Origin of the sequence: Cedecea lapagei (genome assembly GCF_900635955.1) — a bacterium.
Lineage (GTDB): Bacteria > Pseudomonadota > Gammaproteobacteria > Enterobacterales > Enterobacteriaceae > Cedecea > Cedecea lapagei.
This window is the reverse complement of the sequence record NZ_LR134201.1, coordinates 970,062-994,819: the sequence shown is the minus strand read 5'-3', so window position 1 is coordinate 994,819 and position 24,758 is coordinate 970,062. Positions and strand designations below refer to the sequence as shown.

The 24,758-nt window shown below is 56.4% G+C and carries 20 protein-coding genes and 1 pseudogene; 2 read left to right on the top strand and 19 right to left on the bottom strand.

Annotation, left to right across the window (positions count from 1 at the left end):
• Positions 1-5: 5 nt before the first annotated feature.
• The 8 genes and pseudogenes from EL098_RS04920 to EL098_RS04885 all read right to left on the bottom strand — a co-directional run bounded on the left by EL098_RS04920 (position 6) and on the right by EL098_RS04885 (position 13,854).
• The gene (locus EL098_RS04920; protein ID WP_126355242.1) at positions 6-626 is read right to left on the bottom strand and encodes a YfgM family protein; all 621 of its coding nucleotides are present in this window, start codon (positions 624-626) and stop codon (positions 6-8) included.
• A 35-nt stretch (positions 627-661) separates the two neighbouring features.
• Positions 662-1,936, bottom strand: a complete 1,275-nt coding sequence (gene hisS, locus EL098_RS04915) for a histidine--tRNA ligase (RefSeq protein ID WP_126355241.1) — start codon at positions 1,934-1,936, stop codon at positions 662-664.
• Between the two features lie 115 nt (positions 1,937-2,051).
• Positions 2,052-3,173, bottom strand: a complete 1,122-nt coding sequence (ispG, locus tag EL098_RS04910; protein ID WP_126355240.1) for a flavodoxin-dependent (E)-4-hydroxy-3-methylbut-2-enyl-diphosphate synthase — start codon at positions 3,171-3,173, stop codon at positions 2,052-2,054.
• Positions 3,174-3,211: 38 nt separating this feature from the next.
• Complete coding sequence (gene rodZ / locus EL098_RS04905; RefSeq protein WP_126355239.1) at positions 3,212-4,195, bottom strand: cytoskeleton protein RodZ; 984 nt, start codon at positions 4,193-4,195, stop codon at positions 3,212-3,214.
• A gap of 411 nt (positions 4,196-4,606) precedes the next feature.
• Complete coding sequence (locus tag EL098_RS04900) at positions 4,607-5,770, bottom strand: bifunctional tRNA (adenosine(37)-C2)-methyltransferase TrmG/ribosomal RNA large subunit methyltransferase RlmN (RefSeq protein ID WP_126355238.1); 1,164 nt, start codon at positions 5,768-5,770, stop codon at positions 4,607-4,609.
• 178 nt (positions 5,771-5,948) lie between these two features.
• Positions 5,949-6,380, bottom strand: coding sequence for a nucleoside-diphosphate kinase (gene ndk / locus EL098_RS04895; RefSeq protein WP_039296136.1), 432 nt, complete (start codon positions 6,378-6,380; stop codon positions 5,949-5,951).
• 168 nt (positions 6,381-6,548) lie between these two features.
• Complete coding sequence (gene pbpC, locus EL098_RS04890) at positions 6,549-8,795, bottom strand: peptidoglycan glycosyltransferase PbpC (protein WP_232012414.1); 2,247 nt, start codon at positions 8,793-8,795, stop codon at positions 6,549-6,551.
• 92 nt (positions 8,796-8,887) lie between these two features.
• A pseudogene (locus EL098_RS04885) lies at positions 8,888-13,854 on the bottom strand (alpha-2-macroglobulin family protein).
• A 239-nt stretch (positions 13,855-14,093) separates the two neighbouring features.
• On the opposite strand from EL098_RS04885, the gene sseA reads away from it, so the two are divergent.
• Entirely contained in the window at positions 14,094-14,939 is an 846-nt protein-coding gene (sseA, locus tag EL098_RS04880) for a 3-mercaptopyruvate sulfurtransferase (protein ID WP_126355235.1), read from the top strand.
• 51 nt (positions 14,940-14,990) lie between these two features.
• On the opposite strand, the gene sseB is transcribed toward sseA, so the two are convergent.
• From sseB to trmJ, 11 genes are all read right to left on the bottom strand, one after another.
• The gene (sseB, locus tag EL098_RS04875) at positions 14,991-15,767 is read right to left on the bottom strand and encodes an enhanced serine sensitivity protein SseB (RefSeq protein WP_126355233.1); all 777 of its coding nucleotides are present in this window, start codon (positions 15,765-15,767) and stop codon (positions 14,991-14,993) included.
• Between the two features lie 130 nt (positions 15,768-15,897).
• Complete coding sequence (gene pepB / locus EL098_RS04870) at positions 15,898-17,184, bottom strand: aminopeptidase PepB (protein WP_126355231.1); 1,287 nt, start codon at positions 17,182-17,184, stop codon at positions 15,898-15,900.
• Positions 17,185-17,250: 66 nt separating this feature from the next.
• Positions 17,251-17,451: a Fe-S cluster assembly protein IscX gene (iscX, locus tag EL098_RS04865; RefSeq protein ID WP_126355229.1), complete on the bottom strand. Its 201-nt coding sequence runs from the start codon at positions 17,449-17,451 to the stop codon at positions 17,251-17,253.
• An 11-nt stretch (positions 17,452-17,462) separates the two neighbouring features.
• On the bottom strand, positions 17,463-17,798 hold the full coding sequence (gene fdx / locus EL098_RS04860; protein WP_008459424.1) for an ISC system 2Fe-2S type ferredoxin: 336 nt from the start codon (positions 17,796-17,798) through the stop codon (positions 17,463-17,465).
• Position 17,799: 1 nt separating this feature from the next.
• Positions 17,800-19,650 carry a Fe-S protein assembly chaperone HscA gene (gene hscA / locus EL098_RS04855; protein ID WP_126355227.1) on the bottom strand — a complete coding sequence of 617 codons (1,851 nt, stop codon included), beginning with the start codon at positions 19,648-19,650 and terminating at the stop codon, positions 17,800-17,802.
• Between the two features lie 35 nt (positions 19,651-19,685).
• Positions 19,686-20,201 carry a co-chaperone HscB gene (gene hscB / locus EL098_RS04850; protein WP_126355225.1) on the bottom strand — a complete coding sequence of 172 codons (516 nt, stop codon included), beginning with the start codon at positions 20,199-20,201 and terminating at the stop codon, positions 19,686-19,688.
• Between the two features lie 84 nt (positions 20,202-20,285).
• Complete coding sequence (gene iscA, locus EL098_RS04845; RefSeq protein ID WP_126355223.1) at positions 20,286-20,609, bottom strand: iron-sulfur cluster assembly protein IscA; 324 nt, start codon at positions 20,607-20,609, stop codon at positions 20,286-20,288.
• Positions 20,610-20,626: 17 nt separating this feature from the next.
• On the bottom strand, positions 20,627-21,013 hold the full coding sequence (iscU, locus tag EL098_RS04840; RefSeq protein ID WP_005120408.1) for a Fe-S cluster assembly scaffold IscU: 387 nt from the start codon (positions 21,011-21,013) through the stop codon (positions 20,627-20,629).
• A gap of 42 nt (positions 21,014-21,055) precedes the next feature.
• Positions 21,056-22,270: a cysteine desulfurase gene (gene iscS / locus EL098_RS04835; RefSeq protein ID WP_126355221.1), complete on the bottom strand. Its 1,215-nt coding sequence runs from the start codon at positions 22,268-22,270 to the stop codon at positions 21,056-21,058.
• Between the two features lie 115 nt (positions 22,271-22,385).
• Positions 22,386-22,874 carry a Fe-S cluster assembly transcriptional regulator IscR gene (gene iscR, locus EL098_RS04830; protein ID WP_126355219.1) on the bottom strand — a complete coding sequence of 163 codons (489 nt, stop codon included), beginning with the start codon at positions 22,872-22,874 and terminating at the stop codon, positions 22,386-22,388.
• Between the two features lie 130 nt (positions 22,875-23,004).
• Positions 23,005-23,742, bottom strand: coding sequence for a tRNA (cytosine(32)/uridine(32)-2'-O)-methyltransferase TrmJ (trmJ, locus tag EL098_RS04825; RefSeq protein WP_126358356.1), 738 nt, complete (start codon positions 23,740-23,742; stop codon positions 23,005-23,007).
• Between the two features lie 119 nt (positions 23,743-23,861).
• Between trmJ and suhB the strand changes: the two genes are divergently transcribed.
• Entirely contained in the window at positions 23,862-24,668 is an 807-nt protein-coding gene (gene suhB, locus EL098_RS04820) for an inositol-1-monophosphatase (RefSeq protein WP_197718539.1), read from the top strand.
• Positions 24,669-24,758: the final 90 nt, after the last annotated feature.

Here is a 24,758-nt window from a genome sequence, read left to right as displayed (position 1 = left end):
CCCTCTTAGCTGGACAAATTATTGATTTTCATCTGCATCATTTCACGCAGGGCCGGAGAAGCATTGGTTTGTGAACCCTTGCTCCACGCATCACGTGCGCCCTGCTTATCCCCTTTACTGAGCAGCGCTTCACCGCGCAGGTCAGCCACCATTGCTACCCAGCCTTCCCCTTTCACACTGTCCAGGGTTTTCAGCGCGGCATCAGCCTGTTTCTGCTGAATCTGAACGCGAGCCAGGCGCAGGTTGATCAGCGCCTGCATGTTTGCGTCCTTGGTGCTGCTGAGGCCGTTTTGCAGCTGGGTGGCCGCTTTGCCTAAATCGTTTTTATCGACGAACTGCTGAGCCAACTCTAATGCCGCCAGCGCACCATAGGTGTTTTTGTTGTCAGCGGCGAATTTCTCTACCGCTTCCAGCGTTTGCGGCTGGTCTGCTTTAACCGCGCTGGTGACATTTTGATACGCCAGAGAGGCTTCACGCATGGAGTCGTCCTGATGGCCGTTCCAGTAACGCCAGCCCACCAGAGCGCCGATACCCAGCACAACCCCGACTACCAGCGCTTTGCCGTTTTCCGCAAAGAAGCGTTTTACCGCTTCCATCTGATCGTTTTCGTTCTCGTAAACTTCCACGCAGTCCTTCTCCTTAACGAATAATCACCGGGGGATTAACCCAGTAACGCCTGCAGATGGGCGGCAGCGTCAGCCTGTGCGACGTTTTGTTGCTCACCTGTGCGTAAATCCTTCACCACGACTTCGCCTTTAGCGACTTCATCTTCACCCAGTACCAGTGCAACGCGAGCGCCCCACTTGTCGGCACGAACGAACTGCTTCTTGAAGTTACCGCCGCCGTAGTTAGTCATCAATTTCAGTGCCGGCACCTGATCACGTAGCTTTTCAGCCAGCAGCATGGCCGCGCCCTGCGTTCCCTGACCCGAGGAGATCAGGTACATATCGACAACGGATTCTGCTTTAAATTCAGGATTAATCGCCTGAACCAGTAAAACAAGGCGCTCTAAGCCCATGGCAAAACCAACCGCTGGCGCCGCCCGCCCGCCAAGCTGCTCTACCAGACCATCATAGCGGCCACCGGCACATACGGTGCCCTGAGAGCCGAGGCTGTTGGTGACCCACTCAAACACGGTACGGTTGTAGTAGTCCAGGCCGCGAACCAGACGCTGGTTTACGGTATAGGCAATGCCTGCCGCATCGAGGAACTGGCGCAAACCGGCGAAGTGCTCGCGGGACTCTTCATCAAGGTAATCGCCCAGCTGAGGCGCATCGTTCAGCAGAGCCTGAACGTCCTGATTTTTGGAGTCCAGCACGCGCAGCGGATTGCTGTACATGCGGCGTTTGCAGTCTTCATCCAGCTTCTCTTTATGCTGCTCAAGGAAAGCAACCAGCGCATCGCGGTAGTTCGCACGCGCTTCCAGTGAACCGATGGAATTCAGCTCCAGGCTCACGTGCTGGTCAATACCCAGCGCACGCCACCAGCGAGCGGTCAGCATGATTAGCTCGGCGTCGATATCCGGGCCGTTGAGGCCAAAGACTTCCACACCCAGCTGGTTGAACTGGCGATAACGCCCTTTCTGTGGGCGTTCGTGGCGGAACATCGGCCCGATGTACCACAAGCGCTGTTCCTGATTGTACAGAAGACCATGTTCGATACCGGCACGCACGCAGCCGGCAGTCCCTTCAGGACGCAGAGTCAGGCTGTCGCCGTTACGATCCTCAAAGGTATACATCTCTTTTTCAACCACGTCGGTGACTTCACCGATAGCGCGTTTGAATAACGGGGTCTGCTCTACAATCGGCAAACGAATTTCGCTGTAACCGTAGCTCGCGAGCACCTGCTTAAGAATGCCTTCAATACGCTGCCAGATGGCGGTTTCGCCCGGCAGGTAATCGTTCATGCCGCGAATGGCTTGAATGTTTTTTGCCACGTTTTTTCTCTGCTTTATATACAAAAAATGAACCCGAAATCAGGCCATTCACTCGGGTAAACGGCCGTGCGGGTTCAATCATACACGGGAAGCCCTGTGCTTCCCATGCTTCGCATTATTTTTCCAGCTGCTGGATATCAATACGCTGTTTTTCATCCAGCATGCTGGCCTTGGCACGAATGCGCGCTTCAAGCTGCGCAATCATGTCATCGTTGTCCATACGATCTCGCTGGCGAACGCCATCTTCGTAGAAACCACTTTTCTTATTGCCGCCGGTAACGCCCAGGGTCGACACCAGCGCTTCACCCGGCCCGTTCACCACGCAGCCGATGATGGAAACGTCCATCGGAGTGATAATATCTTCCAGGCGCTGTTCGAGAGCGTTTACCGTCCCGATGACGTCAAACTCCTGGCGTGAACAGGTTGGGCAGGCGATAAAGTTGATCCCACGAGAGCGAATACGCAGCGACTTAAGGATGTCGAAGCCAACTTTGATCTCTTCTACAGGATCCGCCGCGAGGGAAATACGCAGCGTGTCGCCGATCCCTTCCGAAAGCAGAAGCCCCAGGCCGATGGCAGATTTTACTGAGCCGGCCCGCGCGCCGCCCGCTTCGGTGATCCCGAGGTGTAGCGGCTGATCGATCTGTTTCGCCAGCAGACGATAAGACTCAACGGCCAGGAAGACGTCGGAGGCTTTGACGCTCACTTTGAATTGATCAAAGTTGAGACGATCGAGGTGATCCACATGGCGCATAGCGGACTCAAGCAGCGCCTGAGGCGTTGGCTCACCGTATTTTTCCTGCAGATCTTTTTCCAGAGAACCGGCATTAACGCCGATGCGGATAGGAATATTTTTATCGCGGGCGCAGTCAACTACGGAGCGAATACGCTCTTCGTTGCCGATGTTACCTGGGTTAATTCGCAGGCAGTCGACGCCGTATTCCGCCACTTTGAGAGCGATGCGGTAATCGAAGTGAATATCGGCAACCAGCGGAACGTTGACCTGCTGCTTAATCAGCTTAAACGCCTCGGCGGCGTCCATAGTTGGCACTGATACACGAACGATATCGGCACCAACACGTTCTAATGCTTTGATTTGATTAACCGTGGCTTCCACATCGGTGGTACGCGTATTGGTCATCGATTGAACGGCGATAGGGGCTCCATCACCGATGGGCACATTACCGACGTAGATCCGTCTGGATTTGCGACGTTGGATGGGTGCGGCATTATGCATGGTAAATCTCCACAATTACGCGTCAGAGCTGGCGCTGATTATTCAGCACCAACGGTAAGACGTGCAACCTGGTTAGTTCTGATAAAACGACTCAGGTCCACAGGTTTGCCCTGATACTGAACCTGTACTGCTGACGGCGCGCCAATTTTCAGTTTGTAAGGTGCTTTACCCGCTAAATCGAGCTTCGCACCTTTGCGCTGAAGGCCACTGAACAGCTTTTTGCCGCTGGCGTCGCTGACTTCCAGCCAGCAGTCTGCGGTAAAGTTCAGCGCCAGACCCTGAGCGGTATCAGCCGCCTGGTTCACACCAGCCTGGTCGGTTGGCAGCTGGCCTGCGGTTGGAGCGGGCGTCGCCTGTGCGTTGTCAACAGAGGCCTGGCTTGGTGCAACTACGGCCGGCTGCTGGGCCGTCTCTGCAGCGGTGGTTTGCTGAGATGGCGCAGTGTTATCAACGGGCGCAGGCTGCTCAATGGCCTGTGCGGCAGAGGATGAAGCTGCCGCATCGCCGGAAGAAGTCTCGCTGCCGGTGTTCAGCGGCACAGACTGGCCGCTGCTGGCAGAGAGATCGGTGGTTGACTGGTCGGCCATCGTGGACAGCTCTTCCTGCTGCGCTTTATGGTTTTGCCACCACCATGCGCCCGTCAGGCCAATCACCACGAACAGAATCAGCCAGGTAAAACTCATCAACCAGCCGTCGCGCTTTTTACGGCGCTTACCGAGAGCAAAGCTTTGCATTGGCTCAACTTTGGCCGCCTTAATCGGGGCCTGCTTCGCCATCATCGGCAACAGCTCTTCTTCAGGAACATGAACCAGTCGCGCATAAGAGCGGATATAGCCACGCAGGAAGGTAGACGCCAGCTCGGCAGGCGCCTTGTCATCTTCGATATCCCTGACGGTGGAAACTTTCAGGCACAGGCGTTCAGCCACAGCCTGCTGGCTGAGACCCAATTGTTCACGAGCGTTACGTAAACGTTCGCCTGTGGTTTGTGCTGCATTTGATTCGTTAGTGGCTTCAGTATTCATTAGCTACAACTGCTGGTACTGTTCAAATTAAAGAATTTGGCACGAGTCCTGTACCGCAACGTCTCCGCTACGTCAGATTGACTCGCACCGCGAAACAAATCTGATACCTGAAGGCAACCCCTCAGCAAAATACCCGAAAATAGCCGCGCAGGTTGCGCTTAGCTGGCGTTTTTCTGGGTTTCCGGACAAGCCGGTTAGTTAACCCTGGCTGCCCTGCGGCAAGCCGTGCGTCAACGTGACGAAATGGGAACAACTAAACTGTTGTTGTGCCGCTACATACTGCCTTAAAGCCGCCAGAAACGCACCGTAATTATTATGCTTAAAAGTGTATCAGGCCACGTTATTGACTATTAATGCCGTTTTGTCCGTTTTTTAGACCGCGCAGAGCATAGCGCCCGGCGCGGTCATCTATCAGACTGCCTTCACGGCAATAGGTTCGCCCTGCATGCGTTTACGCATAGTACGCTTGGTACGGTCGATAACCTCACCGGCAAGCTGACCGCATGCAGCATCGATATCATCGCCACGAGTCTTACGCACAATGGTAGTGAAACCATAGCTCATAAGCACTTTGGAGAAACGATCGATACGGCTGTTGGAGCTGCGGCCATAAGGCGCACCCGGGAAGGGGTTCCATGGAATCAGGTTGATTTTGCATGGCGTATCTTTCAGGCATTCGGCCAGCTGATGCGCGTGCTCGGTGCCGTCATTGACGTGATCCAGCAGAACATACTCCACCGTCACGCGGCCCTGGTTGGCGTTGGATTTCTCCAGGTAACGACGAACCGCCGCCAGGAAGGTTTCGATGTTGTACTTTTTGTTGATCGGCATGATTTGGTCACGAATATCATCCGTAGGCGCGTGCAGGGAGATAGCCAGCGCGACGTCAATCATATCACCGAGTTTGTCCAGCGCTGGCACAACGCCAGAGGTGGAAAGGGTTACGCGACGCTTGGACAGGCCAAAGCCGAAATCATCGAGCATGATTTCCATTGCCGGAACCACGTTGTTCAGGTTCAGCAGCGGCTCGCCCATCCCCATCATGACCACGTTGGTGATGGGGCGCACGCCGGTTTTCTTCTGCGCACCAATAATCTTTGCAGCACGCCAGACCTGACCAATAATTTCTGACACACGCAGGTTGCGGTTAAAGCCCTGCTGCGCGGTGGAACAGAATTTACACTCCAGCGCACAGCCTACCTGTGAAGAGACGCACAGCGTAGCGCGGTCTTCTTCCGGGATATATACCGTTTCGACCAGCTGGTCAGCAATTTTGATCGCCCACTTGATGGTGCCGTCGGCAGAACGCTGCTCTTCCGCAACTTCCGGCGCACGGATTTCGGCAATTTCTTTAAGCTTATTGCGCAGAACTTTGTTGATGTCCGTCATTTCGTCGAAGTCATCACTGCAGTAGTGATACATCCACTTCATGACCTGATCGGCGCGGAACGGCTTCTCACCCAGCTCGGCGAAAAACTCGCGCAGCTGCTGGCGGTTGAGATCAAGCAGGTTAATTTTTTCGGCTTTATTGGAAACAACAACAGGTGTCGCTTCAGGCGTGTTCATTTCAGACATAATGTTTTCCGGCCTCGTTGTTACACGTTATGGCCCCTGGAGGGTTAGAAAAAGAAACGCCCCGGTGAGCAGGCTCTTCCGGGGGCGTTGCATTGTACAAATTTTATGGCATAGATGCCACGACTGAAAGCGAACAACGGAAATATTAAGTGTAAATTCGCTTACAGAACTGGAAACATTAACGCGTGCGCGGGCACACTTCCCCTTCGCCGAAGAAGTAAGCGATTTCACGGGCTGCAGATTCTACGGAGTCAGAACCGTGGGTGCCGTTTTCGGTGAAGCTGTCAGCGTAGTCTGCACGCAGAGTCCCTGCCAGAGCGTTAGCCGGGTTAGTTGCGCCCAGCAGGTCGCGGTGACGCTGAACTGCGTTTTCGCTTTCCAGTACGGAAACCACGATTGGACCAGAAGTCATGAACTCAACCAGACCGTCGAAGAAAGGCTTACCGTCGTGCTCAGCGTAGAAACCACGAGCCTGTTCAACGGTCAGGTGCAGCATTTTCGCGCCAACAATTTTAAACCCTGCAGATTCAAAACGAGCATAAATGTTACCAATAACGTTTTTTGCCACCGCGTTTGGTTTGATGATGGAAAAAGTACGTTCAATAGCCATGATTACCTCTGTAAGTGTTCTGTGTGTCCGGGAAACCCGGTTATGAAATTGGCGCAGATTATAAAGAGCAAGTTTGTCGTTGCCTATGGATGAAGGTAACATTTTTTTAAAATAAGGTTAGTTTTGGCAACACAACCGGCGCAGTATGCGAAATTTCATGTTTCACCGTTACTGCAGCGTGAAGTTCGCGCTGGCAATCTGCCCGGATTCATCCATGACAAGCACCTGATAGTCGCCCGGTTTCGCCAGCATTAACGCCAGCCCACTCCCGTTGCTCTCTTCGCTTTCGCCATTAACAAACCACCAGCGCTGGCCCTGCCCTCCCTGGCTGGAAAGCCGTAGCGGGAGCTGCATTTGCCCCGGCAAGCGTTTTAAAATAGCCCCATCGCGCACGCCCAGCAGCAACAGGGGCGTAACGCTCTCTTTCTGTAACGGTGGGCAGTTGGCTGAAACGGCAGGCAGACGGCTAGCCCGGCGTTCGCCCTGTGGTAGCCAGGGCTCCAGCGGCAGCGGCCACAGCGCGATGGTCTGCTGACGCGCTCCGGGGCAGTCAGGCGCAACTCGCCTCCCTTGCTCATCAGTCCATATCGTCTGACGCGTTCCCTGTGCCCCCTCTTGCCCCGGCGCCAGCAGCGTTGGCGGCTGGGCCTCATCCAGAAGCCAGGTGGACAGGCGACGACGACAGTTGGCGTCCCCTGCGGGCAATGCCTGCCCGCCCGGCCAGCAGATCTCTGCTGCACTGACCGAGGAAGGACGAGGATCGGTCGGTAGATGGAGCTGCTGAACGCGAGAATTAGCCTGCAGCAGATTGTTCACCTGATTTAGCAGCGGCACGGCACTCCCCAAACCAAACTGCCCCGCCACCGGCGTACTGTCCGGCCTGCCGGTCCAGATACCAATCAGGTAGCGCGAGTTGATGCCGACGGCCCAGGCATCGCGGTAGCCGTAACTGGTTCCGGTTTTCCACGCCAAAGGCACAACCGGCGGCAAAGTAGCATCCGGCTGAGGCTGGGCCTCCCCGGCAAGAATACGGCGGATAATCCAGGCAGCACCCGGCGACATCAGCGGGCGTTCCCGCAGCGCATCATTCGCCAGCACTCGCAGCCGTGCGGCTTTGCCGTGGCGGGCAAACGCGCTGTAGGCAGCGACTATCTGATCAAGCCTTGCACCGCCGCCGCCTAGAATAAGTGACAAATTCGGCTCGCTGCCCTGCGGGAAACGCAGATTTAGCCCTGCATTGCCCATTTGGCCAGCAAACCGCTTAGGACCATACGCCTCAAGCACCTGCACGGCAGGCAGGTTCAGCGAACGCACCAGAGCATCGCTCATGCTGACGGGCCCGTGAAACCCGGTGTCGAAGTTTCCCGGGCGATAGTCGCCGAACCGGCGCGGCACGTCCTGTAATAGTGAGGCCGGATGAATCAGCCCTTCATCCAGTGCCATGCCGTAAACAAAGGGCTTTAATACCGACCCCGGGGAGCGAATAGCGGTGACCATATCGACATGCCCGAACCGGCTTTCATCGTTGATATCCGCAGAGCCAACCCAGGCACGAACCTGCATCGTGGTGTGATCAACCACCAGCATCGCGAGTGAAGAGCGGGCAGGTAAACGTGATTTCCAGCCCAGCGCCAGCTCTTCCAGCTGGCGCTGCAGAGATGCGTTCAGCGTAGTAGAGATCAGCGTATCTTTAGTGCGCGATGCCAGATAGCGAGACAGCAGCGGTGCAAGCTGCGGCATTTGCCTTGGCGCCAGCCAGACGGGCTCCTGCAGAGACTCTTTCACCTGCTGCTGAGACCATACGCCCTGCTCAGCCATGCGACGAAGTACCTTATCCCGGGCCTGCTGCGCACGTTCGGGCCAGCGGTCAGGCCGCAGGTGGCTTGGTGCCTGAGGCAGCACGGCCAGCAGGGCAGCTTCAGAATAACTTAGCTGTTCAGGTGCTTTTCCCAGATAGGCCCAGCTTGCCGCGCCGATGCCCTGTAACGTGCCGCCGAAGGGGGCGCGGTTAAGGTAGAGCGTGAGGATCTCCGTTTTGGAAAGATGCCACTCAAGCTGAAAGGCACGCCAGACCTGGCGAATTTTACCGCCAAACGTGCGTGGATGCGGATCCAGCAAGCGCGCGACCTGCATCGTCAGCGTGCTGCCGCCGGAGATCACTTCCCCATTACGCAGATCCTGCCAGGCTGCTCGTAATATCGAGAAAGGATTTACGCCCGGATGATCCCAAAACCAACGATCCTCATAGCCAATTAGCGCCTCGAGGTAGTGGGGAGAAACCTGATCCAGCGCTACCGGATAACGCCAGATCCCTTCAGCATCCGCAAAACGCCATAGAGGAGTGCCGTCTTCAGCGACCACGACGCGAGCCGGGTTGACCTCATGCAGCGGCAGCGGCCAGAGCTTATCCGCCATCCAGATAAAAGAGGCAACCAGCAGCGGCACTATCAACCAGAGATAGCGCCGCCGCCAGCGTAGCTTTGATCCGTTAAGCACCGACTTTCAGCTTAAGGAACAACGGTCAATGTACCGGAACTGCTCCCGGTTGCCCGCCATTGCGGGACGTACATTGATTCTACCTGCGGCACAGGCACGGTATAGCTTCCCGGCGTAACGGCCCGAGCCAGATAGATGAGAGTGGCATGCTGCCCCTCATTTAGCGGTAGCGCAGCCACGAAGCGGTCATCCCTGAACTCCATATGCTGTATGTCCTGCTGCTGCATTTGATTAAGCAGCGTCTGCACTTCGCTCGCGCTGTCGCTCAGGCTGGCGCTGCTGCTCGCAAGATTCTGGTTTTCCAGCTCAAGTCCGGCAGGGAGTAAATCCACCACTAACGCATCCGGCACGTTCTTATCTGCCCAAACGTCCAGCCACACCATCACCAGTTCACCGCTTTTCAGCGACGCCAACGAACGCTTATTGCCTTTAGCGTCAAGGAAGTGACGTTCAATATGCAGCACGTTGCTATAGGCCGCCGGTGCCTGCTGCGGATACCCCGCGCTGTCGAGGCGTAAATAGAGGCTGGCCATCCCGGTATTGGTCACCTGCAGGCCAGAAAGCTGCTCTGCGGTTAAATTACGCGTTACCGGCTGGCTGGAGGTCAGCGGCTCTGTGCCCAGCGATGTCTGTGCCTGCCAGTCGCCTTTCACGTTTTGCAGACCGTGGCCGGCAATGAACAAGGCGTTGGTTTCCTGAGTGGACAACCAGCGCTGGCTCCAGGCCATATTGGACAGCTCAAGCAGCAGCTGATTCTGACTGTCCGGCAGCAGCTTGTTCTCTTCCAGCAGGCCCAGCATCATCGCTTTATCCCGCAGTTCGCTGCCATAGTCAGCCATCCAAATCTGTTTGTCGCTGCGCTGAGTTTTCAGCCCCAAAGCAATCGCCTGCTGGCTGCGGGGCTCATCGCCCATGAGCTTCAAAGCAACCCCCAACTGCACCAGCGGTAGCCCGGCACGAGCCTGTTCGTGACGCTGCCAAAGTTCACGCAATGCCCCAAGCGGCGCTTTTTGTTGACGAGCAAGTACCAGCCCGGCATAGGCCTGAACCGCAAAGCGGCTGGCCGGAGCATCGTCGCTGTAGCGCAGGGCAATCATGCCCGGATCCTGCAGATAGCGCAGCAGGCGCTGGTTAGCCTTGCCGAGCGCGTCTCCATTAACGCTATAGCCCTGCTCGCTGGCCCGAACCAGGAAGTCTGTAACGTAGGCCGTGAGCCAGTATTCTTCCGGCCCGGATCTATCCCACAGCCCGAAGCCGCCATTATCGCTTTGCATCTCTAGCAGGCGGGCAATGCCCACATCAATGGCAGCACGACGCTGCGGATCGGTTATGCCTTTGATACCCAACGCGCTCAGTTCAGCTTCGTTGGTGTAGAGAGACGGGAACAGGCCGCTTGTCGTCTGCTCAAGGCAGCCGTAAGGGTAGGCTTTTAGCTCGCGAATATAACGCGCCAGGTTCAGAGGCGGGCGCCCGCTCAGCAGCAGTTGCCCCTCCAGCGTTGAAGCGGAAATTCCCGACAGGTGAGCAGGAGGAAGCGTCCAGACTTCGCCCGGCTTCACAACCGCCCCGCTGTTCACCGTCTGTGCCGGGAAAGCCGGGCGAACGCCAATTTTCCACTGCTTATCCGGCGCAGCCAGCGCTTCTCCAGGTAAAGTGAGGCCGTTAATCACGGCTTTGATTTCGCCGTCGCCAAAACCTTCCAGAGCACGGACAGGAATAAACAACGTGCCGCGTGCGCCAGGTGCAAGCTTCACGTCCATTGTCGATTCCCCGTTCAGCGCCAGCAGCCCCTGAGCGCTGAGCGCCACGCTAAGCTGCTGAGGCCTGTCGGTCAGGTTAGTGAGATCCAATGCAAGGCGACTGGTATCACCGCCCGCCATAAACCGCGGGGCGGCCAGCTCGCTTACCAGCGGTGCGGCAACCGTCACTTTTTCTTCGCTGCTACCAAAGCGATCGTCGGTCCAGGCCTGCGCCATGACCCGCAGTTCGCCGTTGAAATCACCAATCGGCAGCGTGATCGTCCCTTCACCCTTTTCATCCAGCGCAACCGGCTGAGCCTGCTGGGCAATGATGGTCACGTGATTAACCGGCTTTTTACCGCCCCGGCTTAACTCGTCGCCTTCATCTCCGTCGCCGCCGAAGCGCAGCGCGGCCAGCCGCCCTTCCCCTTCAATCACCTGACCGTAAATGTCGTAGATGTCTGCGCCGTAACGCTTACGTCCAAAGAAGGCATCCCACGGATCTGGCGTTTTGTAATCGGTGATGCTCAGTACTCCGCTGTCCACGGCGGACAGCAGCACGTTAATCTGCTTAGGTACGTCGCCATTTTTCACGCTGGCCTTCACTTTAACCGTCAGGTTCTGGTTAGGGCGCATTTTGGCTGGGTTTTGCAGCGTGAGATCGAGGCGGCGGCTTTCGTCTCCTAGCGGCAGATGGAGGATCCCGACGGCGCGTTTAGGCGTGGCGGAACGAGCCTTGTCTCCAGGGCGAATAACCACGGTGCTCAGGTAAAGATCGTGACGCTGCCAGCTCTTATCCACCGGAATGGCAAGATCCATACCGTCTGCGGGAACGTCTATCTCTTTCCACCACAGCGGTCCATCGCTGGACTCCACCAGCGCATAGCCTTTACCTGCAGCAGGTGCGGCAATATGCAGATTGATGGTATCGCCCGCTTTGTAAGACGGTTTATCTATTTTTAGCGTCACCCGGTCCGGACGAACGGCACCGGTTCCGTCGCTGTTATCCTGCCAGCTATAGCCCGCCCAAAAACGCAGGCTACTGACGAGATTGTTCTCTGGATCTCTCACTTCCAGACGGTACGAGCCCCACTCTACAGGGAAGGCCACTTTGCCGTTTCCCCTGCGGTAAGGGTTAGTTTCTGCTCGGCTTCCACCAGATCTTTTTGGTCATACTGAGACTGCCAGCCTTCACTCTCTTCCCAGCTCCAGTAGTAGTCCCGGCGCTCGCGAATCAGGCGCACGTCCAGGTCACTGACCGCCAGCTTATTCCCCTGAGCATCGGCGTAAACAATATCGAAGCCTGCGCTGCTGTCTTCATCAACAATTGGCTGCGTACGGGTAGTGTCGGTCCGGTAGTCATAGACCTCTTTGCTGGCAAACTGAGGGCGGATCCCCGGTAATGCCTGAGCAGGCCAGATAGCCTGCTCAACCCGGCGAGTTACCGGGCGGCCGCCGGACTCAAGCAGGCTGGCCTGCAAAATAAGACGCAGTGGAGAATGCACGTCTCCCCACTGACTTTCAGTGCTGACGGTCGTATGCCCCTGCTCATCAAGCGTTAGCTCAACCGCATCCAGGCTGCGGGCAAGGTTTTGTTCATTAATGTCGCCAAACTGGAAGCCCGGCAGCTTTGCAACGGCCTCGCGTAAAGGACGCAGGAAAAGCTGCCCCTGAAGGCTGTTACCGGCGGCGGGCGCACCATAGAGATAGCGCCCGGCAACGTCGAAGCTGACGGTATCCTCAGGGGCTATCGGCGCGCTCTGCGCCGTCAGATTCAGCGCCATACGTTCCGGCATAAAGTCTTCAACTTTAAATGTCCAGACACGAGGCTGATTGTCCCCGGTATTAACCCGCATTTGCCAGTTACCGGTTGCCGCGCTTTCGCTCAGAGGGTAAGTAAATCGATAAAGCCCGTTTGCAGACTGCCACACCTCAGAGCGTGCAACCTGTCCATCCGGTTTTACAACCTCAAGTTTTACCGGCTGTGCCGGTAACGGTTTGCCGTCTCCATCCCTGAGCAGGGCATTCACGATAACCGACTCTCCCGGGCGATAAAGATCCCGTGGGCCAAACATGAAGAACTGTTTGCTGTAGCCTTGCTCACCGGCAATATCAAACTCCGCCAGATCCAACGCCGGGCGGCTGAGATCCAGCAGCGTGGTCTGCTCACCATTGCGTGCCAGCAGCAAAGTGCCTTTATTCAGCTTTTCAAGCGTTGCATGCCCGTCGGCATCGCTTTTCGTCTGCCCTACCGTTTGGCCTTTCTCGTTCAGCAGCACAATCTCTACGCCAGACTGCGCGGCACCGTTTTCCAGGCTTTGGGTAAAGAGGTCAATTCTGTCGTGGTAGCGATGCACCGAAACACCCACATCGCTCAGCGTAAACAGGGTTGCGGCGTTGCTGTAAGCGTAATGTCCGGCCTGATTCATGACCGCCAGATAAACGCCGGGCTGCTGCAGGGGCTTGATATCGCCCAGCGGCAGCATCAGCTTCTCGCGGGTATTGCGTGCAGGATTGAGGTCAAAACGGCCGGTATAAACCAGATCGGCCAGCTTCAGAAGATTGTCGGACTCCCAGTTAGAGACCGAGTTGCGATACTGCCACTGGCTGACAAACGCGCTTAGCGAGCTGTCCTTAATGCGGTAGAAGTTGACGTCAACTTTATCGACGTTAAGCGCCATAACGGGCAAACCCGCAATCACTTTGGTCGGCAGTAATGAGCCTTTGCTGGCAAAACCTACGCTCGGCTGCACGTCACGCGTGGCGATCTGTTTTTCGAAGCTGGCATCTAACGTCGCTTTATTCAGCGCGAGCAGCCCGCTGTCTACGGTCACAATCAGCGTGCGTTTGGGTTCCAGATGCCGTAAACGAAGCTCTTTAAGATCGCTGGAAAGTTCCCAGGCGCCGTCTACTTTGCCGCTGGTTTTATCCACCAGATGGGCGACTTTATTGAAGTCCTGATTGGGGTCCAGCGGGATGGAAAAGGTCAGCACCAACGTGCTGGCGCCGTCCAGCTGTACCTCAGAGGCATCAAGAAGTTTCAGTGGCTTACCCGTCGACTGCTGCGCCAGTTTTTCCAGCTGGGCGGCGTCCGGTTTAGTTTCAGCTTTACTGTTTTGTTCCGTCGCCGCAGGGGCGGTGGGCTGAACCGTCTGTTGATTGTTTTTTTCATCACAGCCGGAAAGCGCCAGCAGGCCGCAAACCAGCGCTGCGAGGCTCGTCAAACGTAGTGCATTCATTCTGTCATCCCTGGCCAATAAGGGCCGCTAAACATTACGTAGAGCAAGTATTATGCGGATTAGCCAGAAAAGCGAAAGTCGGAATCCTCTGCCTTGCGCTGCCCCTCGCAGCTAGCAGTAAATTTGCGGCTTTCTTCATTAAGTTTTACGAAGTATCTCGCGGCGTCAGGCAAGGTCGCTTGCCGGGTTAAAGAAAAACACCGACAATCCATTTTTATTTGATGAACCGGAGGCTCACTATGTCCACCTCTTTCTTCGTCGCGGGCGACTGGCTCGCAGAACACATTAACCATGACGATATCCAGATTTTAGATGCCCGTATGGCGCCGCCAGGGCAGGAGCATCGGGACCTGCCGGGTGAATACCGGGCCGGTCATCTGCCGGGCGCGGTCTATTTTGACATCGAAGCGCTCTCCGACCACACCAGCCCTCTTCCCCATATGATGCCGCGAGCAGAAGCCTTTGCCGTTGCCATGCGCGAGCTTGGCATCAGCAGCGACAAGCACCTGGTGGTTTACGATGAAGGTAATCTGTTCTCAGCACCACGTGCCTGGTGGATGCTGCGCACCTTTGGCGTCGAAAGAGTGTCGATTCTGGCGGGTGGGCTGGCGGAGTGGCAGCGTGAAGAGCTGCTGCTGGAGCAAGGAGACGTGGAGCTGCCGGAAGGCGAGTTTGAGGTGGGCTTCGATCCGCTAGTGATCAAACGCCTGACGGATGTGCTGCTGGTCAGCCACGAAGGCACCGCTCAGATTGTGGATGCTCGCCCCGCAGCACGATTTAATGCTCTGGCAGATGAACCACGCCCAGGCCTGAAACGCGGCCATATCCCAGGCGCGCTTAACGTGCCGTGGGTTGATTTGGTGGAAAACGGCCAGCTGAAGACAACGGACAAACTGAGCGAGATCTTCGAACGTCAGGGTGTGAGCTTCGAACGGCCAATTATTGCCAGCTGTGGCTCCGGCGTCACGGCGGCTGTCGTGGTACTGGCGCTGACCACGTTGGGCGTAAACGGCGTGTCGCTGTACGATGGTTCGTGGAGTGAATGGGGCGCCCGCCCTGACCTTCCCGTTGAGCCTGCGCAATAAAAACAGAAAGGGAGGCATATTGCCTCCCTTCAGCTTGATGACAAACAGCCGTTAAATAATGCGGTTTTGCCTGAAGTCGCGCAGGAAGCTGCCCCAGCGGCGTTCGTAAAACGGCGTGATGTGGGCAATCATAAAGTGGCTGATGCCCTTTTCGCCCTCCACGACCTGGCAGATATCAACCGGCTCATCGCCCGGTAACGTATCGGTGGCCACGCTCCCGGCCTGACGAATAATCGCCTCGATGTCGCCGTCCGCCTCAATACCAATCAGCAGATTTGGCTCTTCGTCTGCCTGCTCTTTAATGGAGCAGATAAACGCCCGTTTGACCGTTTTCAGGTTTTTAAACAGCGTGGTCAGCGAGTCGACCATCTGCGCCGGCGGTTCGGCAACTTCGGAAAGCAGCAGCGAAGTACCGCCCTCCAGCACTTCCTGCTGGCTCAGCGGGTCGCTCTCCGCGCTGACCAGATGGTTGATTTCGTTTGGCGTAAACTCTTTGCCGGTCGGCAGTTTGGCGTTGAGGAACAGAGATTCACCCAGCGTCATTTCAAACAAGGTGCGCACGGGCATCACCACAAACGCCTGCTCATGGCTAACGGCTTCCTGCAGGGCTTCCAGAGAGGTGAAGAAAGGGATCACCGAAGTGCCATCATCCTTTTCCCAGTGCTGCAGCTCAACGGCGCTGTCGGCGTCGATAGCTTCACCTTCGGCCGCTTTGCCCGGAACCCAAACGGTAGATTCCAGTAAGGTGCGGAAAAATGCCGGGCGGTGGGCCGGCTCGGTTGCCGCCTGCTCAAGCAGGGTTTCTAGTTCGTTTTTGGTTTCTGACATTGTGATTCCGGGATAAAGCTTAAGAGGTTTACCCTCACCCTAACACTCTCCCCGGAAGGGAGAGAGGACAATTCCGGGCTATCTTTTCGCCCTCTCCCCTGAGGAGAGAGGGCCGGGGTGAGGGGCAGTATTACTTCGCTAACAGCAGATTGGCGATCGCACGCACGCCGAGACCGGTTGCACCGGCAGACCACTGCTCAACCGCGCCCTTACGGTAGGTTGCAGAGCAGTCAACGTGCAGCCAGCCCTGGTGATAGTTTTCCACGAAGTGAGACAGGAAACCTGCCGCGGTGCTGGCACCGGCCGGATAAGAGGCATTGGCGGTGTTATTCAGTTCGGCAAAGTTGGACGGCAACTGACTGCGGTGGAACTCAGCCAGCGGAAGGCGCCAGAAAGGCTCATTCTCTTCAGCGGCGCTTGCCAGCAGGCGAGCAGCCAGTTTGTCATCAAAGCTGAACAGCGCATGATAATCGTTGCCCAAAGCCGTTTTCGCCGCCCCGGTCAGAGTTGCGCAGTCGATGATCAGCTCAGGTTTCTGAGCAGCGGCGTCAATCAGGCCATCGGCCAGCACCAGGCGGCCTTCCGCATCGGTGTTCATCACTTCAACGGTTTTGCCGTTGCGGTAGGTGATGATGTCGCCAAGCTTCATCGCATTGCCGCTGATCATGTTATCCGCGCAGCACAGGAACAGCTTAACGCGCTTGTTCAGGCCACGGGTGATAGCCAGAGCCAGCGCACCGGTAATCGTCGCAGCACCGCCCATGTCGGATTTCATGGAGTCCATAAACGCGGTCTGTTTAATGCTGTAGCCGCCGGAATCAAAGGTAATGCCTTTCCCGACCAGGCTGGCGTAAACCGGCGCATCCGGGTTACCGGTTGGGTTGTAGTCCAGCGCCAGCAGCACAGGGGCGCGGTCTGAGCCACGGCCGACGGTGTGGATACCGGCGTAGTTCTGCTCGCGCAGGTCTTCGCCCTTAGTAATACGGTAAGATACGTGGTCGCAGGCAACGTCGCACAGCAGGTCAACGGCGCGGGAAGCAAGCTGCTCCGGGCCCAGCTCTTCTGCCGGCGTGTTGATGGTGTGACGAACCCAGTCGATAACTTTCAGGCGGTTATCCAGCTCTTTCTGCTCGGTTTCGCTCAGCACGGCCCAGTCAATTTTGCGGGTCCCTTTTGGTGCACGATACCCCTGCCAGAAGGCCCAGCTCTTCTCAACGTCCCAGCCTTCACCGGCCAGTTGAACGTGCTTCAGCCCCTGGCCGTCAATTTTGCGCGCCGCGCGCTGGATCAGAGCGAGATCGTCTTTCCCGGTCAGGTGCAGGGTAATGCCGTCGTTGTTAATACTATACGTCGCCTTTTCACCCCAGCGTGCGTCAGCTGGCTGCGTGGAAAGGGTGATTTTCATGGCTTCAGTCATTTTCCAATCCTTCATTATTCGGCACAGGCAAAATGCAAAAACGGGCCGCCCAGGGCAGCCCGTACATCATTCCGCTTCATCTAACCAGACAAGCAAAATGGCTTCCAGCACTTTTTCGTTGGAAGCATTTGGATCGTCATCAAACTCTTCCAGGTCGCAGATCCACTGGTGCATATCGGTGAAACGCACCGTCTTAGGATCCAGATCCGGACGGCTGTCATACAGCGCTTCGCCGATCTCTCGGCTGTCAGTCCACTTCAGTCCCATGGCGACTCCCGTTAGTGTTCGCGCGCGTGGTTAATGGTGTAGCGCGGCATCTCGACCACCAGATCCTCATCGCTGACGCGAGCCTGGCAGCTCAGGCGGCTTTCCGGCTCCAGACCCCATGCTTTATCCAGCATGTCGTCTTCGTCCTCGGTGCTTTCCGCCAGGGAATCAAAACCTTCACGTACTACGCAGTGGCAGGTGGTGCAGGCACAAGACTTCTCACAGGCGTGTTCAATCTCAATGCCGTTGCGCAGCGCAACGTCGAGAATGGTTTCACCTTGCTTCGCTTCCAGAACTGCGCCATCCGGACACAGGTCCTGATGAGGCAGAAAAACAATCTTTGGCATATTAAACCTCGTCCACGGAATGGCCGGTCAACGCTTTGCGGATCGACTGATCCATGCGGCGCGCGGCGAATTCCTGGGTTTGCTTGTCTACGTTTTTGATTTCATTTTGAATAGCGTCGGCATCGTCACCCGCCGCGGCAGCGCTTAACGCGGCCATGGCGCTATCGATGTCGGCACGCTCTGCGGCGCTTAGCAGCGCGGCATCCGCCGTCAGTGCGCTGTTCAAACTTTCCAGCACGCGGGCAGCTTCGACTTTTTGCTCCGCCAGCATACGCGCTTGCACGTCATGCTCGGCGTAACTCATGGAGTCCTGAATCATACCGGCAATTTCGCCGTCGCTCAGGCCATAAGAGGGTTTCACCTGGATTGAGGATTCAACGCCGGTGGATTTTTCCATCGCCGTCACGCTCAGCAGGCCATCGGCATCGACCTGGAAGGTGACGCGAATGTGGGCTCCGCCTGCGGACATAGCCGGAATGCCGCGCAGGGTAAAACGCGCCAGAGAACGGCAGTCCTGTACGAGCTCGCGCTCGCCCTGCAGCACGTGGATAGCCATCGCGGTCTGGCCATCTTTGAAGGTCGTGAACTCCTGCGCACGCGCTACCGGAATGGTGGTATTACGCGGGATAACCTTCTCCACCAGCCCGCCCATGGTTTCCAGACCAAGCGACAGCGGAATAACGTCCAGCAGCAGCATTTCGCTGTCCGGCTTGTTGCCCACCAGAATATCGGCCTGAATGGCCGCGCCGATGGCAACGACTTTATCCGGATCGATAGACGTTAGCGGCGTGCGGCCAAAGAATTCGCCTACGCGCTCACGCACCAATGGTACGCGGGTGGAGCCGCCGACCATCACCACTTCCAGCACTTCTTCTGCCTCGACGCCCGCGTCTTTTAACGCGCGACGGCAGGACAACAAGGTGCGTTTAACCAGAGAGGAAATGAGGTCGTTGAACTGCTCGCGCGTGATTTCGCCTTTCCAGCCAGCGACTTCTACGCTGGCTGTCACCGCATCGCTGAGCGCGATTTTGGCCGCGATAGCCGCGTCCAGAAGCTGACGCTGCACACGGTCGTCGCTACGGTCAGCAATACCGGCCTGCTCGCGCAGCCAGTCAGCCAGCAGGTGATCGAAATCATCGCCGCCAAGCGCGGAATCACCGCCGGTGGCCAGCACTTCAAACACACCGCGGCTCAGGCGCAGAATGGAGATATCAAAAGTCCCGCCGCCCAGATCGTAAACGGCGATAACGCCCTCTTTACCGGAGTCCAGGCCATAGGCAATCGCCGCGGCGGTCGGCTCATTCAGCAGGCGCAGCACGTGCAGCCCGGCAAGGCGAGCGGCATCTTTGGTGCCCTGACGCTGTGCATCATCAAAATAGGCAGGCACCGTAATAACTACCCCATCCAGCTCACCTTCCAGCGTTTCAGTCGCGCGGGCAGACAGCGCTTTCAGAATATCGGCGGAAATGCGGATGGGATTTAACACCCCGGCAGGCGTGTCAATCATCGGCAGGCCGTTCTCACTGGCCTGCAGACGATAGGGAAGATGAGGATAACGCGTCTGAATGTCCGCCAGAGAGCGGCCCATCATGCGTTTTACCGAGCTAATAGTATTAGCGGGATCCTGAGCGGCAAGCGCGCGCGCGTCAAAGCCAACCAGATGCCCCTGCTGCTGGTAGTGGACTACGGAAGGCAGAAGATGGCGGCCTTCGTGATCGGCAAGGGTTTCGGCCTGGCCGCTACGCACGGTAGCCACCAGCGAGTTGGTGGTGCCGAGATCGATGCCTGCGGCCAGCCTGCGCTGGTGCGGAGCAGCCATCATGCCCGGCTCGCTAATTTGTAATAAGGCCATGTATCGCTTCCAAAAATCGGGCCTGAGTTCAGGCGTTAAAAGTCGAGCAGCTTTTCTTCTAGTTGTTCAATTTGGCTCTGTAATTTGTCGAGGAAACGCAGCTTGCGAACGGTGTCTGCCGCCTGTTCCCACTGCCGGGCATCCAGCTGCTGTACCATCTGCGCGCTGCGGTTTTTCACCATCGTTTTTACGCGAGAGGCAAAGCCTTCAAGTTTGTCGCCATCTTTGGCCTGTTCGATATCATCCAGCTCCTCGCGCAGCTCCAGCTGTTCCATCAGGAACGCGGTGTCGCGCACGGTATGCTGTTCATTAGCCAGATCGAAGCCGTTCAGGGACAGAATGTATTCGGCGCGTGCAAGCGGGTGACGCAGCGTCTGCCAGGCCTGGTTGATGGTTGCGGATTGGCTAACGGCCAGGAGCTGTTCCGCCTGAGGGCGGCTGGCGTATTTGTCAGGGTGGAACTGGCGTTGCAGCTCCTGGTAACGGCTGGCCAGAAGCTCGGTATTCAGGGTATAGCCTGGCGTTAGCCCAAACAGGGTAAAATAATCCATAACAGACTCGGGTTCATGTCAGGTAAGTGCTGTGTGATAAAGCAAACTCCCCACGGGCCAAAGCCAGTGGGGAGATGCGCGGGATCAGACGTGGAAGCTTTCGCCGCAGCCACACTCGTCCTTGACGTTCGGGTTGGTGAACTTAAACCCTTCGTTAAGGCCTTCTTTCACGAAGTCGAGCTCGGTCCCGTTTAAGAATTGCAGGCTTTTACCATCGACAACCACCTTCACGCCTTTGTCTTCGAACACGGTGTCATCCGCCAGCGGTTCGTCAACAAATTCGAGCACATAAGCCATTCCGGAGCAGCCTGAAGTGCGCACACCCAGACGCAAACCAAACCCTTTACCGCGGTTGGTCAGGAAGGCATTTACACGGGCAGCAGCGCTGTCGCTAAGGGTAATCGACATACAACAACCTCAATCTATTATTTCGCTTCACGTTTGCTTTTGTAATCCGCGATAGCCGCTTTGATAGCGTCTTCAGCCAGGATTGAGCAGTGAATTTTCACCGGCGGCAGCTCGAGTTCGTCTGCGATGTCGGTGTTTTTGATCGCCTGCGCTTCGTCCAGGGACTTGCCCTTGACCCACTCGGTCACCAGCGAGCTGGAAGCAATCGCTGAGCCGCAGCCGTAGGTTTTGAAACGCGCGTCTTCAATGATACCTTCATTGTTGACTTTGATCTGCAACTTCATCACGTCGCCACAGGCCGGTGCACCCACCATGCCGGAACCTACGCTTTCGTCGCTGTTGTCGAAAGAGCCGACGTTGCGTGGGTTTTCGTAGTGATCAATTACTTTTTCGCTGTAAGCCATTTTTACTTCTCCAGAATCTGAAATCGACGTCCTGACGAACGATCAGTGATGAGCCCATTCGATGGAATTAAGATCCACGCCCTGCTTAAACATTTCCCACAGCGGAGAAAGGTCGCGCAGACGGCCGATGGATTTACGTACCAGCTCGATGGTGTAGTCGATCTCTTCTTCAGTGGTAAAACGCCCCAGAGAGAAACGGATAGAGCTGTGAGCCAGTTCATCGCTCATCCCCAGCGCGCGCAGCACGTAGGATGGCTCGAGGCTAGCGGAAGTACAGGCGGAGCCCGAAGAGACCGCGAGATCCTTCAGCGCCATGATCAGCGACTCGCCTTCAACGTAGTTAAAGCTGACGTTGAGAATATTTGGCGCGCCGTGCTCCAGGTCACCGTTCAGGTAAACCTCTTCCATATCTTTCACGCCGTTCCACAGACGGTTACGCAGCGTGCGCAGACGGGCCATTTCGGTTTCCATCTCTTCTTTTGCGACGCGGTAAGCTTCGCCCATGCCGACGATCTGGTGTACGGGCAGCGTACCGGAACGCATACCGCGCTCGTGACCACCGCCGTGAACCTGAGCTTCGATACGGATACGTGGTTTACGACGCACGTAGAGCGCACCGATACCTTTCGGCCCGTAGATTTTATGAGCAGAGAAGGACATCAGGTCTACTTTCAGCTTGCTCAGATCGATAGGCAGTTTGCCCACGCTCTGGGTAGCGTCAACGTGGAAGATAATGCCACGTGAACGGCACATTTCACCGATTGCCTCGATATCCTGCACCACGCCGATTTCGTTGTTCACGTGCATGATGGAGACCAGAATAGTGTCTTCACGCATAGCGGCTTCCAGCTGCTTCAGGTCAACGATACCGTTGCTCTGCGGCGCCAGGTAAGTCACTTCAAACCCTTCACGCTCGAGCTGACGACAGGTGTCCAGCACGGCTTTGTGTTCGGTTTTGGCGGTGATGATGTGCTTGCCTTTCTTCTGGTAGAAGTTAGCCGCACCTTTGATAGCCAGGTTATCTGATTCGGTCGCACCGGAGGTGAAGACGATTTCACGCGGGTCTGCGCCAACCAGCTCAGCGATTTGGTTACGGGCAATATCAACGGCTTCTTCAGCCTGCCAGCCAAAACGGTGGGAACGGGAGGCCGGGTTACCGAAGGTTCCGTCCATCGTTAAAAACTGCATCATCTTCTCGGCAACACGCGGGTCAACCGGCGTAGTTGCAGAGTAGTCGAGGTAGATCGGTAATTTCATTGCTCTTAAGCTCCGTACATCACTTCAATGCGAAGAATCAGGCTTAAAATGGGCTGCCGTTATAGACAGGGAGCATCGCTCCCCTGACCTGATTCTAAAATTCTTGTTCTTCTGCTTATGCGCGCAGTTTGACGTCAATAGCGTCCTGAGAACGGGTGCTGCGATGGTTTTCGTTTTGCTGGCGATCGGAGACATCCAGAACTTCCTGGTTATTCACCAGTTCACCAAGGGTGATGTTGTTCAGGAAGCCGGTCAGGCGATCGCTCAGGTCGCGCCACAGCGCGTGGGTCAGGCACTTATCGCCGCCCTGGCAGCCGCCTTTACCCTGGCAACGGGTAGCGTCTACGGACTCATCAACGGCGCTGATCACTTCGCCCACGGCGATGGTGCCAGCGTCTTTACCTAACAGATAACCACCGCCAGGACCGCGTACGCTGGCCACCAGGCCATTTTTACGCAGGCGGGAGAAGAGCTGCTCCAGGTAGGAGAGTGAAATCCCCTGACGTTCTGAAATGTCAGCCAACGGAACCGGGCCCGATTCAGAGTTCAGCGCGACGTCAAGCATCGCTGTTACGGCATAGCGCCCTTTTGATGTCAGTCTCATGTCTTACTTAACCTCAAATAGCCCCTCGACCCGGGGGGTTTTTAAAAGTGTGATTGTCACATAGCAGGACGCAAGTCTGACATTCCTGAGTAAAATGGTCAACTATTTAACCTACCATTTTACTCAAGTATTATTGGCCCGATTTTTTCGGGTTTTCCAGCGATGCCAGCATGCCCCGCAGGATGTTTAACTCCTGACTTTCCGGGCGTGCGCGGGTAAACAGGCGGCGCAGTCGGTTCATCACCTGCCCCGGATGGGTTGGGCGAATAAAGCCGCTTTCCTGCAGCGCTTTTTCGAGATGCACGTAGAAACGCTCTAAGTCATCCACCAGCGGATAAGGCGCATCTTCGTCCTCTTTAGGGGCTTCCGGCTGCTCCTGGGTAGCAAGCCAGGCGATACGCACTTCATAGGCGAGGATCTGCACCGCCATAGCGAGGTTAAGGGAGCTGTATTCCGGGTTTGCCTGGATAGCGACATGATAGTGGCACTTCTGCAGCTCTTCGTTAGTCAGGCCAACGCGCTCGCGGCCAAAGACGATAGCCACCGGCGCATGCTGGGCCTCGCTGATGCTCTTCAGGCCGCATTCGCGCGGGTCAAGCATCGGCCACGGCAGCGTACGGGAGCGCGCGCTGGTGCCAACCACCAGGCTGCATCCTGCCAGCGCTTCATCGAGGGTATCGACGATCTGAGCATCGCCAATCACGTCGCTGGCGCCGGCCGCCAGGGCGATAGCCTGGGAGTCAGGTTTTACCAGCGGATTCACCAGCCACAGGTTAGTTAAGCCCATGGTTTTCATAGCACGAGCCACGGAGCCCATGTTGCCGGTATGGGAGGTTTCGACCAGCACGATTCGTACGTTTTGCAGCATTATCATTCACAGCCTGGGAAGAATATCGCAATATCTTATCATATCCCTGGGACATATTCCGAACGCTCTGCTATACTCCGCCGCGATTTCCGTTCTTTAACATCCAGCGAGAGAGACCGATGCAACATCCTATGTTGACCATCGCCGTGCGTGCTGCGCGCAAGGCGGGTAATGTAATTGCCAAACACTACGAAACACCAGACTCCGTAGAAAGCAGTCAGAAAGGCAGTAATGACTTTGTGACAAACGTCGATAAAGCCGCAGAAGCGATGATTATCGAAACAATCCGCAAATCTTACCCGCAGCACACCATCATCACCGAAGAAAGCGGTGAACATGCAGGCGAAGATAAGGACGTGCAATGGGTTATCGATCCGCTGGATGGCACCACTAACTTCATCAAACGTCTGCCGCATTTCTCCGTGTCTATCGCTGTTCGTATTAAAGGCCGCACCGAAGTCGCTGTGGTTTACGATCCAATGCGTAATGAACTGTTCACCGCGACCCGCGGTCAGGGCGCTCAGCTCAACGGCTACCGCCTGCGCGGCAGCAACGCTCGTGACCTGGACGGCACCGTTCTGGCGACCGGCTTCCCGTTCAAAGTGAAGCAGCACGCTACCCCTTACATCAACATCGTTGGCAAACTGTTCACCCAGTGCGCAGACTTCCGTCGCAGCGGTTCCGCGGCGCTGGACCTGGCCTACGTTGCCGCTGGCCGCGTTGACGGTTTCTTCGAAATTGGCCTGAAGCCATGGGATTTCGCCGCAGGTGAACTGCTGGCTCGTGAATCCGGCAGCATCGTGTGTGATTTCACCGGCGGCCATAACTACCTGACAAGCGGCAACATCGTTGCAGGTAACCCGCGCGTCGTGAAAGCCATGCTGGCGACCATGCGTGATGAACTGAGCGAAGCGCTGAAGCGCTAAGCTTTTTTGCCTTACCTTCCCGAACAGAGAAGAGGCAAAAACAAAAATCCCCTCTGCCTTTACGGCGAGGGGATTTTTTTATGCCTGTAT